This is a genomic window from Rhodococcus sp. GQ147 (assembly GCF_059759155.1).
This window is the reverse complement of record NZ_JCAXDU010000013.1, coordinates 75,419-91,140: the sequence shown is the minus strand read 5'-3', so window position 1 is coordinate 91,140 and position 15,722 is coordinate 75,419. Positions and strand designations below refer to the sequence as shown.

The 15,722-nt window shown below is 66.2% G+C and carries 14 protein-coding genes; 7 read left to right on the top strand and 7 right to left on the bottom strand.

Annotated features, from left to right (window positions below):
- Positions 1–325 precede the first annotated feature (325 nt).
- Complete coding sequence (locus AC6CID_RS15945) at positions 326–1,639, top strand: bifunctional o-acetylhomoserine/o-acetylserine sulfhydrylase (RefSeq protein WP_006551000.1); 1,314 nt, start codon at positions 326–328, stop codon at positions 1,637–1,639.
- 71 nt (positions 1,640–1,710) lie between these two features.
- Here the strand turns inward: AC6CID_RS15945 and AC6CID_RS15940 are convergent, their stop codons facing one another.
- The 5 genes from AC6CID_RS15940 to AC6CID_RS15920 all read right to left on the bottom strand — a co-directional run bounded on the left by AC6CID_RS15940 (position 1,711) and on the right by AC6CID_RS15920 (position 7,240).
- Positions 1,711–2,076 (bottom strand): hypothetical protein, encoded by a 366-nt coding sequence (locus AC6CID_RS15940; protein ID WP_019290778.1) that lies wholly within the window; start codon positions 2,074–2,076, stop codon positions 1,711–1,713.
- Positions 2,073–2,777, bottom strand: coding sequence for an ABC transporter ATP-binding protein (locus AC6CID_RS15935; protein WP_006551002.1), 705 nt, complete (start codon positions 2,775–2,777; stop codon positions 2,073–2,075). Before AC6CID_RS15935 ends, AC6CID_RS15940 begins: the two co-directional genes overlap by 4 nt.
- Positions 2,774–3,517: an ABC transporter ATP-binding protein gene (locus tag AC6CID_RS15930; protein WP_006551003.1), complete on the bottom strand. Its 744-nt coding sequence runs from the start codon at positions 3,515–3,517 to the stop codon at positions 2,774–2,776. The genes AC6CID_RS15935 and AC6CID_RS15930 overlap by 4 nt, the downstream gene beginning before the upstream one ends.
- A complete protein-coding gene (locus tag AC6CID_RS15925; protein ID WP_217579443.1) occupies positions 3,510–5,780 on the bottom strand; it encodes an ABC transporter permease in 2,271 nt (756 codons plus the stop codon). Before AC6CID_RS15925 ends, AC6CID_RS15930 begins: the two co-directional genes overlap by 8 nt.
- 65 nt (positions 5,781–5,845) lie before the next feature.
- Positions 5,846–7,240 (bottom strand): ABC transporter substrate-binding protein, encoded by a 1,395-nt coding sequence (locus tag AC6CID_RS15920; protein WP_498354200.1) that lies wholly within the window; start codon positions 7,238–7,240, stop codon positions 5,846–5,848.
- Between the two features lie 304 nt (positions 7,241–7,544).
- Between AC6CID_RS15920 and casG the strand changes: the two genes are divergently transcribed.
- Entirely contained in the window at positions 7,545–9,182 is a 1,638-nt protein-coding gene (gene casG, locus AC6CID_RS15915; RefSeq protein ID WP_183079250.1) for a steroid-24-oyl-CoA synthetase, read from the top strand.
- Between the two features lie 16 nt (positions 9,183–9,198).
- Here casG and AC6CID_RS15910 read toward each other — a convergent pair whose 3' ends face one another.
- On the bottom strand, positions 9,199–10,077 hold the full coding sequence (locus tag AC6CID_RS15910) for an amidohydrolase family protein (protein WP_094979977.1): 879 nt from the start codon (positions 10,075–10,077) through the stop codon (positions 9,199–9,201).
- Between the two features lie 191 nt (positions 10,078–10,268).
- On the opposite strand from AC6CID_RS15910, the gene AC6CID_RS15905 reads away from it, so the two are divergent.
- The 4 genes from AC6CID_RS15905 (at position 10,269) to AC6CID_RS15890 (ending at position 14,073) form a co-directional block, all read left to right on the top strand.
- Complete coding sequence (locus tag AC6CID_RS15905; RefSeq protein ID WP_052227353.1) at positions 10,269–11,252, top strand: ABC transporter substrate-binding protein; 984 nt, start codon at positions 10,269–10,271, stop codon at positions 11,250–11,252.
- A gap of 100 nt (positions 11,253–11,352) precedes the next feature.
- Positions 11,353–12,321, top strand: a complete 969-nt coding sequence (locus AC6CID_RS15900) for an ABC transporter permease (RefSeq protein WP_033098431.1) — start codon at positions 11,353–11,355, stop codon at positions 12,319–12,321.
- Positions 12,308–13,318: an iron chelate uptake ABC transporter family permease subunit gene (locus tag AC6CID_RS15895; RefSeq protein WP_228044714.1), complete on the top strand. Its 1,011-nt coding sequence runs from the start codon at positions 12,308–12,310 to the stop codon at positions 13,316–13,318. Before AC6CID_RS15900 ends, AC6CID_RS15895 begins: the two co-directional genes overlap by 14 nt.
- Entirely contained in the window at positions 13,315–14,073 is a 759-nt protein-coding gene (locus AC6CID_RS15890) for an iron ABC transporter ATP-binding protein (RefSeq protein WP_033098433.1), read from the top strand. The genes AC6CID_RS15895 and AC6CID_RS15890 overlap by 4 nt, the downstream gene beginning before the upstream one ends.
- A 12-nt stretch (positions 14,074–14,085) precedes the next feature.
- Here AC6CID_RS15890 and AC6CID_RS15885 read toward each other — a convergent pair whose 3' ends face one another.
- A complete protein-coding gene (locus AC6CID_RS15885) occupies positions 14,086–14,604 on the bottom strand; it encodes a ribonuclease H family protein (RefSeq protein ID WP_033098456.1) in 519 nt (172 codons plus the stop codon).
- A 125-nt stretch (positions 14,605–14,729) separates the two neighbouring features.
- On the opposite strand from AC6CID_RS15885, the gene AC6CID_RS15880 reads away from it, so the two are divergent.
- Complete coding sequence (locus AC6CID_RS15880; protein ID WP_094979974.1) at positions 14,730–15,692, top strand: DNA-3-methyladenine glycosylase family protein; 963 nt, start codon at positions 14,730–14,732, stop codon at positions 15,690–15,692.
- The last annotated feature ends 30 nt before the right edge of the window (positions 15,693–15,722 follow it).

Genomic DNA, 15,722 nt, shown 5'->3' with positions numbered 1-15,722 from the left:
GTTAGCAGTAACAGAGGTCACACCGGAAGGGGTACACACAGACTGTAGGTACTCCGGAGTCAGTTTCCTGGCGAGAGCGAATTCCTATGAGTCTGGTCGGAATCGTGCGGACAGGTTATTGTCGGGACCGTGAGCAAGACGTACGAGCGCGCGAGCCGGTCGCCGCACCGTCGTGCCCAACTCTCGTGTATCAGCGGGTGCCTGGCCCGCTGACCGCCGCACCCGTTCCTGCCCTCTCCACACCGCCGTACGGTGATGTCGTGTAGCGGGGCCCGAAGGTCAGCATGTCGACGATCAGAACACATCCCGAATCCGGAGCAGAGCCATGAGCGACACCACCCCTGAAGCAACCGATCCCAGCGCGAACTGGAGCTTCGAGACCAAGCAGATCCACGTGGGACAGCCCGCCGGCGGCGACACGAAGGCCCGGGCCCTGCCCATCTACCAGACCACCAGCTACACCTTCGACAACACCGATCACGCCGCGGCGCTGTTCGGTCTCGCCGAACCGGGCAACATCTACACCCGCATCATGAACCCGACGCAGGACGCGGTCGAGCAGCGCATCGCTGCCCTCGAAGGTGGCGTCGCCGCCCTCCTCCTCGCGTCCGGACAGGCCGCCGAGACCTTCGCGATCCTCAACCTGGCGCAGGCCGGCGATCACATCGTGTCGAGCCCGTATCTCTACGGCGGCACGTACAACCTGTTCCACTACACGCTGCCCAAGCTCGGCATCGAGGTCACCTTCGTCCAGGATCCCGACAACCTCGACCAGTGGCGCGAGGCCGTCCGCGACAACACCCGCGCGTTCTTCGGCGAGACGATCGCCAACCCGAAGAACCACATCCTCGACCTGCCCGGCATCTCGGGTGTCGCCCACGAGAACGGGCTACCGCTGATCGTCGACAACACGGTCGCGACCCCCTACCTGCTCCGCCCGCTCGAGCACGGTGCCGACATCGTCGTGCACTCGGCCACCAAGTACCTCGGCGGCCACGGCACGGCCATCGCCGGTGTCATCGTCGACGGCGGCACGTTCGACTGGACGCAGGGCCGCCACGTCGGTTTCACGACCCCCGACCCGAGCTACCACGGTGTCGTCTTCGCCGACCTCGGCGCTCCGGCCTACGCACTCAAGGCGCGCGTGCAACTGCTGCGCGACATGGGCGCGGCGGTCTCCCCGTTCAACGCCTTCCTCATCTCGCAGGGCATCGAGACGCTGAGTCTGCGCATCGAGCGGCACGTGGAGAACGCACAGAAGGTCGCCGAGTTCCTCGAGGGACGCCCGGAGGTCACCTCCGTCGCCTACGCCGGCCTGAAGTCTTCGCCGTGGTACGACCGCGCCCAGCAGCTCACCCCGCGCGGCGCCGGTGCGATCGTGGTGTTCGAGCTCTCCGGCGGCATCGACGCCGGCAAGCGCTTCGTCAACGCGCTGACCCTGCACAGCCACGTCGCGAACATCGGCGACGTCCGTTCGCTGGTCATCCACCCCGCGTCGACCACCCACTCGCAGCTCACCGGCGAGGAGCAGATCGCCGCGGGTGTCACCCCGGGTCTCGTGCGACTCGCCGTGGGCATCGAGAACATCGACGACATCCTTGCCGACATCACCACCGGTCTCGAGGCTGCCGGCAGCTGATTCCGGCACATCGACAACGGCGACGGCCCATCCCTCGGGGTGGGCCGTCGCCGCGTTCGGCGTATGTGCGCTCAGTCGTTGCGTGCGAGCGCCTGCGCGATCCGCTCGGCCTGCGTGCTGCTCTCGAGCAACTGCCTGACCAGCCACAGACGCAGGACACGAGTGACCGCGGCGGCGAGATGGACCGCCACACCGATCAGAGTGACAGCCACGAAGCCGAGAGCGAGCAACTGGTAGGACAGCAGGTCACGGGTATCGGAGAGGGTCAGCGACGCAATGTAGACGACGAAGATCGCGATGGCGCCGATCACCATCAGGGCCAGGCCGACGATGCGGGCCTTTCCTCCCGAATCCGGACGGGGAGCGTCGAGACCCAGCGCTGCAACGTCCTTCTTGAACTGTTCACGTCGCTCGTCGGCGAGTGCGGTCATGGTCATCCTCCTAGATAGGTGGTGGAAAGTTCTTCTTCGATCTCCGCCGGATCGCCCGTGCGCACCACCCGGCCCTGCAACATCAGCGCGGCACTGGTGGCGATCGGGAGCACCGCTCGCGCGAACTGTTCGGCTACGAGAATCGACACCCCCTCGGCGGCGAGTTCGCCGACGATGTCGTAGATCCGGGAGACGATGCGCGGTGCCAGACCCATCGACAGTTCGTCGAGCAACAGCACCGTGGGATGGGTACCGAGCGCCCGCGACAGCGCAAGCATCTGCTGTTCGCCGCCGGACATCGAACCGGCCAGCTGTGATCGGCGCTCACCGAGAACGGGGAATCGCGTGTACGCCACCTCTTCGAGGTCTGCGAGAGGAACACCGGTGCCGGTTCCGATCCACAGGTTCTCGCGGACGGTGAGGTTGGGGAAGATGCCGCGTCCCTCGGGAATCGAGCACACCCCCAGACGTGCGAATTCCGCTGCGGACACACCGTTGACGACACGGCCGGCCAGCCGGAACTCACCCGACGAGACCGGATGGATACCCGAGCACACGCGCAGGGTCGTCGTCTTACCTCCGCCGTTGGGCCCGAGCAGGGCGACCACCGCGCCCGGTTCGAGTATGAGATCCACGCTGTGCAGCACCTCGATCGCACCGTATCCGGCCCGGACACCCGACAGTTCGAGCAACGGTTCGACGCTCATACCGCTTCCTCCTCGGTGCCGATGTAGGCGTTGATCACTGCCGGATCGTTCTTGATCTCGTCCGGGACGCCACTGGCCAGCACCGCGCCGTAGTCGAGCACGTGAATCCGGGAGCAGATCTTCATCACGAGCGGAATGTCGTGCTCGACGAGGCAGATCGCGAGACCCGAATCGGCCAGATCGCGGAGCAGGGCGGCGAACGCCTCCGTTTCCTGTTCCGTCTGCCCGGAGGCGGGTTCGTCGAGCAGCAGCACCCGCGGCGAGGTCATCAACGCGCGGGCGACCTCCACGACGCGGGCGCGGCCGGTGGGTACGTCCGAGACGTCGGTGCTCGCGATATCGGCCAGGCCGGTCAGCTCGAGGAGCCGGTCGACTTCCTCGTCCAGATCGATCTTGTTGCGTCCGTTGGCATTGTGGATGTCCCCGGCCACTCGGAGGTTGTCGCGCACGGACAGCGACACGAACAACTCGAGACGCTGGAACGTGCGGGCCATACCCATGCGGGCCCGCTTGTAGGGCGGTAGCGACGTGATGTCACGACCATCGAGGAAGACCTTGCCTACCGTCGGCCGTTGCAGGCCGGTGATCGTGTTGAACAGGGTCGTCTTCCCGGCCCCGTTGGGTCCGATCAGGCCCGTCACCGTTCCCGGTTCGATTCCGAGGCTCACGTCCTTGACCGCGACATGTCCGCCGAATCGGACTGTGATTCCGCGTGTTTCCAGAATGGGTGTCTCAGCCATGAGGAATCAGTTCCTTCTCCGACCCGGTGGCACGTGCGGCCAGAAGTTCGTCGATGCCGAGTTCACGGTCGATCTCGTCCCGTGCCTGCTCGTTGTAGGGCTCGTCGATTCCGATCCGTTCGGGAACCAGCGGCGCGCGACGTTGCGCTTCCTCTGCGCCGAGCACAGCTTCGGGCATCAGCCACTGTCCCACGACCGGAAGCATGAACACCGTCGCGATGGTGATCGACGCGAACCACCAGTTGTCGAGCGCGCCGACGAGCGCGAGCAGGTAGGACACGAGCACCACCGCGGCACCCCCGACCAACACGGGCTCCGCGTTCTTCAGGTGACGGTAGCCCTCCACCATCTGGTGGACGCTGCCGCTCGGGTTGGCCGCGACGCCGATACCGATGAGCGCGGGGCTCACTGCGGCGACGTGACCGAGGAAGGTCCACATTCCGGCCAGTTCCGGCTGTCCCGCAGCGAGATCGGAGAACGAAACCATGATGACGGCGAAGCCGATACCCGACATCAGACCACCGAACAGCGCACCGGAGACGTAACCGATACCGGCCACGACGGTGAGCATCAGCAGCGACAAGCTCACCATGATCGAGAAGCTTTCGTTCGACACCGAGCCCATCGCACTCGACATGAACAGCCCGCCCAGTCCGGCGATGCCCGCCGACAGGGTGAAGACTCCGAGCTTCAGACGCACCAGGCTCTGGCCGAGCATCGCCGCCGCGGCGGGGCTGTCCTTCATCGCTGCGAGCCGGCGGCCGTAGCCGCTGTTGCGCAGGGCGATGAGGCCCACGCCGAGAACGGCGAAGATCACCGTCACCGTCATGAGGAAGGCCGTCTCGTTCCGCAGGTCGAGTGGGCCGACCTTCAACGGCGGGATCGCGATGTTGCCGTCGGTGAACAGCGAGAACCTGATGCCGAACAGCTCGTGCTGGGTGGTGTCGCGCAGCACCATGTTCGACAGGAACACACCGAACGCCATCGTGGCCAGGGCGAGATAGAGGCCGCGCAACCGCAGGGCCGGAAGCGCAATGAGCCCGCCGATCACGGCCGTGACGGCGACGCCGAACGCCACGCCCCACAGGTTCAGGTGGGCAGCCAGTCCGCTCCCGGAGATACCGAAGTGGAACGCCACGATCGTCGCGATGGCACCGAAAGATACCGGCGCGAGGTTCATCTCGCCCGCGTATCCGGTCAGCAGGATCAGCGACAACGCGATGATCGCGAAGGCCATGCCGATCGTGAGGGTCGTGACCGCCGACGTCACCATGAGCAGGCGGATGGCATAGACGATGACGACGAGCGCGACCGCCCAGGCGATCGCCTTGCGCACCGACGGCACGTGGTAGCGCTCCCTGGTACGGGTGACGGCACCGCGCAACCGATCCTGCGGCAGTACGACGAGAACCACGAACAGCGCGATCATCGGCAGGGACACCCGCAGATTCGACGTCCACGTCCACGCGGTCGGGAAGTAGGCGAGCACGTATGTGGCTGCCAGGCCGAGGAACAGCGCACCGGCGAAGGTGCGCGGAATGCTGCGCAGCCGGCCGAACATCGCCGCCGCGAACGCGTCGATGACGAGCAGGGTCAGCATGTTCGCTTCGAGGGTGCCACCGTTGATCGGTGTCACGAGGACACCTGCCAGCACCGCGAGGGTCGAACCCATCATCCAGGACAGCGCGGCGAGCCGGTCGGGGTCGTGCCCGTTCAGGCGCAGCAGATCGGGATCATCGACCACACCTCGCATCGCCACTCCGACGCGGGTGCGCACGAACATGATTCGCAGTCCCACGGCGATGAGCACCGCGGCGGCGAGACAGATCAATTCGTGGTAGCGAATGGTGACGCCGAAGAGGTCGATCCTTGCCTGGTCGCCGAAGAACATCGTCATGGTGCGTGCGGTCTCCGGATGCCAGAACCAGTGCGACACCGAGACCATGCCGAGCAGGATCGACACGGTGACGACGATTTTGGTGACCTCGGCGGTGTCACGCATGCCGCGCATGATCACGACGTAGAGCAACAGGCCCGTCATCGGGCCGAGGACGCCGAGGACGAGAAGCAACGCGACGGGTGTGGGCAGCCCCCAGCCGTAGCGCAGTTGCCAGTAGGCGAACGCACCGAGCATCGCCTGTGCGCCGTGCGCGAAGTTGAAGATGCCGGACGTGTTGTAGGTGAGAACGAGGCCCGATGCAGCGATCGCGTAAACCGATCCGAGCACCAACCCCACGATCGTGAAGGTCAGAAAGGTGTCCATACGAGTACCTCTGGTCGGGGTGCCGGCGAGTGCGTGTCAGGCTTCGCCGGCACCGGGCGCTCGGATCAGACGGTCGGTCTGATGATGTTCGGGTTCAGGTATTTCGTCGCGACGCGGTCGGGTCCGAGTTCGGTGCCCCACGTGCTCGGATCGGTTGCGACGCGGTAGCGGTCGTCGCACTTGAAGGTGCCGGCCTCCGTGGGGAACGCCTGGGTGTATTCGGCGCCGGTGAGCCTCACGACGAGCCCGCAGGTTGCCGGCATGTTGTTCCCGGGATCGGTGACGGCGTGCAGCCCGCCTCCGTCCCACTCGTCGATTCGGGACAGTTCGTCGATGACGCACTGACGGGACAGGTCCGATCCGCAGGCGTCCGCAGCGGTCGCCCACAACAGGAACGAAGAGGTGGCCTGCATGCCGAGCAGCGCGGTCTTGCCGTCCTGCTCGGTGACCAGCTCGACGTACTTCTTCACGGCCGGTACGGCATCAGCGTTCTCGATCATCTGGAAGGTCATGCCGGCGTGGAGGTTGTCGAGCAGACCGCTCTCCCCGTTCCACGCCTGGGCGGCGTTGCCGTACCAGGTGGCCTCACCGAGCAGGATCGGGTCGATGCCGGCCTGGTCGAGTGCCTTCACGAAGTTGAACTCGGCCGGCACCGGAGAACGGGACGTCCACAGGCCCTTGACGCCGCACTGCTTGAACTTCTCGGCGAAGGGCGCGTAACTCGACTCGCCCTCGTAGTTGAGCGTGACACCGCAGTTCTTCAGCGTGAAGCCGGCGGCCTCGGCGATGGACCGGATCTTGGTGCTCGCCGAGATGATCGTGGGCATCGTGCTGTCGATGACGTCGAACTCGCCGACCAGGTCCGGGTACATCTCGGCGATCTGGAACCACTGTGAGCCATTCGCGTAGTCGACCGGGAACGGGACGCCCTGGTAGGTCATCGGGCCGTTGGCCGCGTCGGGGGACACGGTGAAGGCGGGGACAGCGGCGAGATTGCACGCGACCCGAGTCTGCTCGGACGTCTGGTCCATGGCGAAGCCGTGACCGACCATCATGAACTCGCTCGCACACGCGTTCTGCATCACGGCGTTGGCCTGCGTCATCGCAGCGTCGTAGTGGGTACCGACGATCGTGCGACCGTTGATGCCACCCTGGGCATTGCACCAGTCGATCATCGCGGAGACGGCGTCACCGATCTCCTTGTTGAGTCCGGGACTTTTCGAGTAGCCCCGGTCGTCGCCGTATCCGATGCGGATCTCGGTATCCGACACTCCCTGGTCGGTGCTTCCTGCCGCATCCCCCGGCCCGCACGGAGACGCGAGGGTTCCGAACGATTCCTCGGCCGTGGGGGCCGCCGCTGCGACGGCTGCCGCCGGAGCGAGGGCGCCCGCCGACGGGTCGGCGCCGCGGTCCGACGCACAAGCGGACGTCGCCACTACGACGGCGAACAGACCCGCCATCGATTTCGAGGCAGCGCTGAGTTTCACGACGATGGACTCCTTGGTCTCGGTCTGGGCTGAAGCGCAATTCCGGGGCGCCGGACGGTAGGCCGGGTGTCGCGAAGGTAGCCACCCCACAGAGTGAGACCTGGGCCACTCTCACTCACCGGGACAAATCTGTGACAGTGAACACAGCGCCTAGGGTTCGATGCACTACGTCACCCGAAACAGTTCTCCGATCCCCCTGTGTACGCCCTGCTGCGCGACGAAACCGTGCGGGACCGAGAAAGGCGAATCCTTGACAGCACAAGCAGATCTGCAGCAGATGTTGCAGATGGTCGTTTCCCAGCTCACCGGCCCCGGTGGCCGATTCGAAATCGTCGAAGAGGACGTGCGCGGCAACCGGATGCAGGTCATGCGCAACCGCGACCGCCGCATCGGCGACCTCGTCGCCGCGTCCCGGCAATGGGGCGACCGCGACTACCTCGTGACGGCCGATCGCCGCCTCTCGTTCAGCGCGCACGCCGACGCCGTCGCCGCCCTGGCGACCGTCCTGCGCGACGAGCACGGCGTGAAGAAGGGCGACCGCGTCGCGCTTCTCGCGGCCAACTCTCCCGAATGGATCATCACCTTCTGGGCCACTCAGTGCCTGGGTGCAATTGCAGTGGGCCTGAACTCCTGGTGGACGCCGCCCGAGATCGCGTACGGCGTGAACCTGGTGCGGCCCAAAGTGATCGTCGCCGACGCCAAACGCGCCGCGTTGCTGGCGAGAGCGGGGGTCTCCGGGTTCGATCTGCTCACCACCGAGCAGGACGTGCCCCGGATCGTGGCCGCGGCGTCCGGCGCCGAACTGCCGTCGGCGGACGTGGAGGAGGACGATCCCGCGGTCATCCTGTTCACGAGCGGTACCAGTGGGCGTCCCAAGGGGGCACTGCACTCCCACCGCAACGTGCTCGCCGTCGTCGACTATCACCGATACTCCGACGCGCTGGTTGCCGCGATGCAGCAGCGCCCCTATGACGACTCGGTGCCCAACGACAACCGGTATCTCCTGACCTCACCGTTGTTCCACATCGCGAGCCTGCACAACCTTGCGGTGCCGCGACTCGCAACGGGAAGCGCCGCTGTCATGACGGAAGGCGGGTTCGACGTCGACAAGGTCTTCACGCTCATCGAGCGCGAGAGGGTGACCAACTGGGGTGCGGTGCCGACGATGGCTTCGCGCATGCTCGAGCACGAGAACACCGACAAGTACGACCTCGGCTCGCTCACTGCGTTCGCGCTGGCTTCTGCTCCGTCCTCCCCCGAGTTCAAGCAACGCCTGCAGGCGAAGTTCCCCTTCGCGCGACAGGCTCTGGTGGACAGCTATGGGCTGACCGAGTGCAGCACCGCGATCGCCATGGCGACGGCCCCGGAAATCGAGGCCTTCCCCGGAACCCTCGGCTCCCCCATCATCACGGTGAGCATGGAGATCCGCGATCCGTTCGGCGAACGGGTGCCCGACGGCACCGAGGGTGAGATCTGCGTCCGCAGTCCCTACGTAATGCTCGGCTACTGGGAGGATCCGGCCGCAACGGACGCGGCCATCACCCCGGAGGGATGGTTGCGTACCGGCGACTACGGCGCGATCGAGAACGGACGTCTGCGGCTCACGGGCCGACGGTCCGATCTCATCCTGCGTGGCGGCGAGAACGTCTATCCCACGGAGATCGAACAGTGCCTCGACGAGCACCCCGGCGTCGTCGAGAGCGCCGTGATCGGCGTGGACCACGAGGATCTGGGACAGGAGATCGCCGCCGTCGTCGTGCTGCGACCCGGCAGCACGATCACCGAGGACGAGTTGCGAGCCTTCTGCGCCGAGCGACTGGCCTACTACAAGGTCCCTACCGTCTGGCGGATCACGCAGGATCTGCTCCCCCGCAACGCGACCGGCAAGATCGTCCGACGCTCGATCACCGTCTGACCGGCGAACCCGTCGATCACTCGCCGAGCCCGAACAGCGACGTGGCGTTGTCGCGGCACACCGCGCGGATCCACTCGCTGTCGGGCGCGACGCGCTCGAGCACCTCGAGCTGGTGCAGATAGTCGTACGGAATGTTCGGAAAATCCGTGCCGAGCAGGATCTTCCGACGCAGCGCGTCGAGACGCGGCAGCTGATCCCTCGGGAAGGGTGTGTCCTCCTCGACGAAATCGGTGAACGCCATCGTCGTGTCGAGATACACCCGCTCGTACTGTTCCGCGAGGTCGAGGAACTCGCGGTACTCGGGCAGACCCATGTGCGCGACGATCACCGTCAGCTGCGGGTACCGGCGCATGAGTTCCTGCATCGGAGCCGGACCGGTGTACGTGCCGGGCGCCGGGCCCGACCCGCAGTGCACGACGATGGGCACGCCCGAGTCCTCGAGCAGGCCCCACACGTCGTCGAGGAGCGGATCGAGCGGCGAGTAACCGCCGACCTGGATGTGGGATTTGAACACGCGCGCGCCCGCCTCGATCGCCGACGCGACGTACTCCTTCGCCTCGGCCTCCGGGTAGAAGGTGGCGGTGTGGAGACAGTCGGGGGTCCGGGCCGCGAAGTCAGCCGCCCACGAGTTGAGCCACGCCGCCATCTCCGGCTTGTGCGGGTACAGCATGGCGGTGAACCGGCGTACCCCGAAGTCGCGGAGACGCGCGACGCGTTCCTCCTCGTCGTGCCGGTAGGTGATCGGCCAGGGCCGTCCGACGAGCGGGCCTGCGGAGTCGAAGTACGCCCAGACCTTGTCCATGACCTGGCGGGGCATGAAGTGCGTGTGGACGTCGATCAGGTGATCGAGACCGTGGGTGCTCCGAAAGCGTGCGACCGACTCGACTTCGTTCATGCCGCGACCCTATCCGGCGACCCTCAGCAGGGGTGACGTGAGTAGTTGATATTCGCTCCGGGAGATCGTTGTCACATACCCCCAGCAGGACAAAGGTTTGCCTTACCAATACTATGTGAAACTTGAATTACCGATCCGCGAGCGTCTTGGCACATGTCAGCACGCCGTCCGCCCCTTCCTCGGAGTCACCCGTGAAACTGAATCTCAAGCGCCTGCTCCTCGCACCGGCCCTCGCCGGGGCGCTCGTCCTGACCGCCTGCGGTGACAGCGGTATCGACAGCGCCGACGCCGAGAACGGCGCGACCGTCACCATCGAGACCAACAACGGTGAGATGGAAGTTCCTACGGACCCCGAGCGTGTGGTGGCCCTCGACAACAAGTCGTTCGAGATGCTGCGCGATTGGGGCATCACGCCCGTCGCCCTGCCGAAGACCCTCCTCCCCAACACGGGCTTCGACGAGTGGCGTGAGGACGACTCCATCCTCGATGTCGGCACGCACCGCGAGCCGAAGCTCGAACTGGTCAGCGAGGCCGAGCCGGATCTGATCATCGGTGGTTCGCGCTTCACCGAGTTCACCGGAGAACTGTCGAAGATCGCGCCGGTCGTCGACGTCTCCGCGCTGGACGATTCCGAGGGCGGCTACATCCAGGGACTGAAGGATCAGGCCCTCGCGCTCGGGCAGATCTTCGAGAAGGAAGCCGAGGCCGAGGAGATCGTCGCCGAGCTCGAGGCTGCCACCGAAGCTGCCCAGGACGCCACGAACGGTGAGAGCGTCTTCCTCGCGGTCGTCGCGGGCGGCAAGATCGACAACGGTGCAGGCCGTATCGGTCGCCTCCTCGAGGGCGTGAACCTGAAGGACGTCTTCGCCGGCGACGCCGGTGATGTCCACGGCGATTCCGGTCTCGCTCCCGAGACCATCGCGCAGGCGAACCCCGACTGGATGATCGTCCTGGACCGCGACTCCGCCACCGCCGTGCCGGGCGAGGAAGCCCCGCAGCCGGCCGCCGCGGTGATCGACGCGCAGGAAGCGTTCGCCAACACCACCTTCGCCACGAAGGACCAGATCATCTACCTGGACGGCGACTTCTACAAGCGTGAGGGCATCGAGTCCTACACCGAAGCGTTCCAGCAGATCACCGACGCGTTCGAAGCTGCGAACCAGTCGGCACAGTAAGTCCCTGTTGTTCGACGCTCCACAGCAGCCTGCCCCGACCCGAATCACGGGCCGGGGCAGGCTGCGTGTGTGAGCGCACCTTCTCCGGATCCGAGCCCCCATGACGAAGAACAAAGTGCTGCTGCCGGTGATCTCGGTGGTCGTTCTGGCACTGACCGTGGCGTCCCTGATGGTCGGCGGCTACGACATCACCCTCGAATCGCTGATCCACGACCCGGCGGCCCGCGAGATGTTCTTCATCTCCCGCGTGCCGCGAACCCTCGCCCTGATCTTCGCGGCCGTCGCGATGAGCATCTCGGGCGTGATCATGCAGTTGATCACCCAGAACAAGTTCGTCGAACCGACCACCGCGGGCACCGCGCAGTGGGCCGGTCTCGGCCTGCTGGCCACATTGATCGTCGTTCCCGACGCGTCGCCGATGGTCAAGATGGTGATCTCGGTGATCTTCGCGTTCGCGGGAACGATGGTGTTCATCGTCGTCCTGCGCCGGATCGCGCTGAAGTCGTCGATCATCGTGCCGCTCGTCGGCATCATGCTCGGTGCCGTGGTCGGCTCGATCACCACTTTCCTCGCCGGCAACTTCGACCTGCTGCAGTCGATGTCGGCGTGGCGTTCGGGTGGCTTCAGCAGCGTGGTTCGCGGCTTCTACGAACCGCTGTGGGCGGTGCTCGCCGTCGCCGTCCTCGCCTATCTCCTCGCCGACCGGTTCACCATCGCCGGTCTCGGTAGAGACCTCGCCACCAACGTGGGGCTGAAGTACGAGCAGGTCGTCTTCCTCGGCGTCATGCTCGTCGCGATCGCCACCGGCGTCACTACCGTGGTGGTGGGCTTCATCCCGTTCCTCGGCCTGATCGTCCCGAATCTCGTGTCGATGATGCTCGGCGACGACATGCACAAGAACCTGCCCTGGGTCGCCGTCATCGGCGCCGGACTACTTCTCGCGTGCGATCTCGTCGGCCGCACGATCGTCGCCCCCATGGAGATTCCCGCGTCCGTCGTCCTCGGCGTCGTCGGCGCCGTCGTCTTCATCACTCTCGTTCTGAGGCAGCGTCGTCATGTCAGTGCTTGATTCCGTACGCGCCCGGGCCGTCCCGACCGGCAAGGGTGAGCGCCGTCGCCTGTCGCCGGGAGTGCGCCTGGCCATCGTCGCCGCGATCGCCGCCGTAGCGGTCGCCTGCTATCTGTTCCTGTTCATCCGCGGCTCGTTCGACTTCACCTTCCCTCGCCGGCTCACCGTCCTGGGAGCCATGGTGGTCGCGGCGTTCGCGCACGGCATGGGGACCGTCGTGTTCCACACGGTCACCGACAACCGCATCCTCACGCCGTCCATCATCGGGTTCGATTCCCTGTACACGCTGATGCAGACGCTGACGGTCTTCTTCTTCGGAGCCACCGCGATCGCGACCTCCGAAGGCATCCCGAAGCTCGTCCTCCAGACCGGGCTCATGGTGGCACTGGCGACGCTGCTCTATCGCTGGTTGTTCTCCGGCCGTTTCGGCAGCCTGTTCCTGATGCTGCTCGTCGGCGTCGTACTCGGAATGGCGTTCGACAGTCTCTCGACGTTCATCCAGCGGGTGCTCTCCCCCACCGAGTACGACATGCTCTCGGTCGAGCTGATGGGTCGCCTGTCGTCCGTACCCGGCGACTATCTGCCCCTCGCATTCGGCATCTGCATCGTCGTGGGGGTGATCCTGTGGCGCCGTCGCCACCGTCTCGATGCGCTGCTGCTCGGCCGCGACACCGCAACCAACATCGGTGTCGCCTACAAGCGCGAGTTGACGCTGATGCTCGTCCTCATCGCGCTGCTCGTGGCGTTCGCGACCGCATTGGCCGGGCCCATGACCTTCTTCGGCTTCCTCGTCGCCACCCTCGCCTACCAGATCGCCGGTTCGTACAAGCACCAGTACGTCATGCCCATGGCGTTCCTGCTCGGCGTGATCACCCTCGCCTTCGGCCAGTTCTTCATGCAGCACATCTTCTACGCGGGCGGGTTCCTGACGGTGATCATCGAGTTCGTCGGCGGCATCCTGTTCCTGTTCATGCTCCTGAGAAAGGGAACGCTGTGATCGAGTTCCACGACGTCTCGATGTCGTACCAGGACAAGCGGGTCCTCGGACCCGTCTCCGGCACGATCCGCGAGGGCGGCATCACCTCCCTGATCGGACCGAACGGTGCCGGCAAGTCGACGCTCATGACGATCATCGGCCGACTGCTGCAACCCACCAGCGGCACCGTCACCGTGGGCGGACTCGACGTGCATTCCACGAAGACCCGGGAGCTGGCCAAGCATCTGTCGATCCTGCGGCAGGAGAACCACATCACCGCGCGCCTGACGGTCCGCGAACTGGTCGGCTTCGGTCGATTCCCGCACTGCCAGGGCAGACTCACCGCGGAAGACGTGCGGCACGTCGACGAGGCGATGGAATTCCTCAACCTCACCGACCTCGCAGACCGCTTCCTCGACCAGCTCTCCGGCGGTCAGCGGCAGCGCACCTTCGTGGCGATGGTGCTGGCACAGGACACCAAGTACGTGCTGCTCGACGAGCCGCTCAACAACCTCGACATGAAGCACGCCGTGCTGATGATGCGTCAGCTGCGGCGGGCAGCGGACGAACTGGGCAAGACGATCGTGCTCGTCATCCACGACGTGAACATCGCCGCCGCGTACTCCGATCACATCATCGCGTTGCGCGACGGCCTGATCGTCACCAGCGGCACGTCCGACGAGATCATGCGGGACGAGATCCTCACCGACGTGTTCGATACCCCCGTGACCGTCCACGCGATCAACGGGCAACCCACCGCGGTCTACGCGCGCTGAGCGGAACTTCGCTCAGAACAAGGTCAATTCGGCGTCGTCGGCGCACTTCGGCGGCTTGTGCGCGACCACGGGCGTGCTCGGCACCTCGATCGGTCCGGGCTGCGCCGCGATCTCGCGGGCGGCCTGGCCGGCGAGCGTGTCGGCCATCTCGTTGAAGTGGTTGCCGACGTGGCCGCGCACCCAGCGGAACCGCACCGGACCGGTGCGGTCGGTGAGCTCGCGGTCGATGGCGCGCACGAGTTCGAGGTTCTTCACCGGCGCGCCGGTGGCCGTCTTCCAACCCTTGCGCTTCCATCCGGGCAGCCATTCGGAGGCGCACTTGATCGCGTACTGCGAATCGGATTCGATGATCATCGGCTCGGCGCCGGGATGCGCGCGCAGTGCCTCGAGCACCGCCCGGAGCTCGGCGATCTGATTCGTGCCCGAACGCTCACCGCCCGACGCGCTGGGCCCCTCGTGATTGACCCACGCCCACCCGATGGCGCCACCGGGATTGCGAAGGCAGGATCCGTCGGTGCTCACGATGATCATGCGCCCGACCATAGCCGCACCCTCCGACACCACGAAAGTCGGCTCGAGCGCACAGAGTCGCGAAAGTCGGCTCCAGCGCACAGAGTCGCGAAAGTCGGCTCCAGCGCACAGAGTACGGTAGGACGGTGACCGTGTCCGACGAGCGAGGCCGTCGCATCGCGAGCGTGGCGGACGAAGCACCCCTCGACACCCGCGTGCGCGTGCCGTGGCCGGTCGACGTGGTGCGCACCCTGCGCCCGCTGCAGCGCGGGCCGTGGGATCCGTGTCATCGCGTCGTCGCCGGCGCCGTCTGGCGTACCTCCCGGATGAACACCGGTGCCGTGACGTACCGACTCACCCAGGACGGTCCGCACGGCGCGCGGTGTCTGGCGTGGGGTCCGGGCGCATCCGAGTTGGTCGATCGGCTTCCGGCGCTGCTCGGCGCCGACGACGACCCGTCCGGCTTCGTACCCGAGCATCCCCTGCTCGTCGAGGCGCACCGACGCATGCCTGCCCTGCGCATCACCCGCACGGGCCGGGTGCTCGAATCCCTGGTGCCGGCCATCCTGGAACAGCGGGTGCACGGGGTGGCGGCGTTCGCGTCCTGGCGTCGTCTCGTCACGTGGTTCGGCGATCCGGCGCCCGGTCCGGCCCCGGAGGGCATGCGCGTGCCGCCCTCCGCGGCGACCTGGCGGACCGTGCCGTCCTGGGAGTTCCATCGGGCGAACGTCGACCCCGGCCGCGCACGCACTGTGGTGCGGTGCGCGCAGGTCGCCGACTCCCTCGAGCGCCTCGTGCATGAACCGGCCGCCGACGCCCGACGGAAGTTGCGGGTCGTGCCGGGGGTGGGCGTGTGGACGGCCGCGGAGGTCGCCCAGCGCGCGTTCGGCGACACCGATGCGCTCTCCGTCGGCGACTACCACCTCGCGAAGGTCGTCGGATGGGCGCTGCTCGGTAAGCCCCTCGACGATCCCGGCATGATCGAGTACCTCGAACCCCTGCGCCCGCAACGCTATCGGGCGGTTCGACTGATCGTGGAGTCCGGTGGGTACGCGCAGGTTCCGAAACACGGCCCTCGCACCCCCGTCACCGACCACCGTCGGCGGTGACGGGGTCTCGATCCACAGGGCCCGTAATCG

Coding starts and splice junctions, on each gene's coding strand:
- AC6CID_RS15945 (WP_006551000.1), top strand. CDS start 326: ATGAGCGACACCACCCCTGAAGCAACCGATCCCAGCGCGAACTGGAGC.
- AC6CID_RS15940 (WP_019290778.1), bottom strand. CDS start 2,076: ATGACCATGACCGCACTCGCCGACGAGCGACGTGAACAGTTCAAGAAG.
- AC6CID_RS15935 (WP_006551002.1), bottom strand. CDS start 2,777: ATGAGCGTCGAACCGTTGCTCGAACTGTCGGGTGTCCGGGCCGGATAC.
- AC6CID_RS15930 (WP_006551003.1), bottom strand. CDS start 3,517: ATGGCTGAGACACCCATTCTGGAAACACGCGGAATCACAGTCCGATTC.
- AC6CID_RS15925 (WP_217579443.1), bottom strand. CDS start 5,780: ATGGACACCTTTCTGACCTTCACGATCGTGGGGTTGGTGCTCGGATCG.
- AC6CID_RS15920 (WP_498354200.1), bottom strand. CDS start 7,240: ATGGCGGGTCTGTTCGCCGTCGTAGTGGCGACGTCCGCTTGTGCGTCG.
- casG (WP_183079250.1), top strand. CDS start 7,545: ATGTTGCAGATGGTCGTTTCCCAGCTCACCGGCCCCGGTGGCCGATTC.
- AC6CID_RS15910 (WP_094979977.1), bottom strand. CDS start 10,077: ATGAACGAAGTCGAGTCGGTCGCACGCTTTCGGAGCACCCACGGTCTC.
- AC6CID_RS15900 (WP_033098431.1), top strand. CDS start 11,353: ATGACGAAGAACAAAGTGCTGCTGCCGGTGATCTCGGTGGTCGTTCTG.
- AC6CID_RS15895 (WP_228044714.1), top strand. CDS start 12,308: ATGTCAGTGCTTGATTCCGTACGCGCCCGGGCCGTCCCGACCGGCAAG.
- AC6CID_RS15885 (WP_033098456.1), bottom strand. CDS start 14,604: ATGATCATCGTGAGCACCGACGGATCCTGCCTTCGCAATCCCGGTGGC.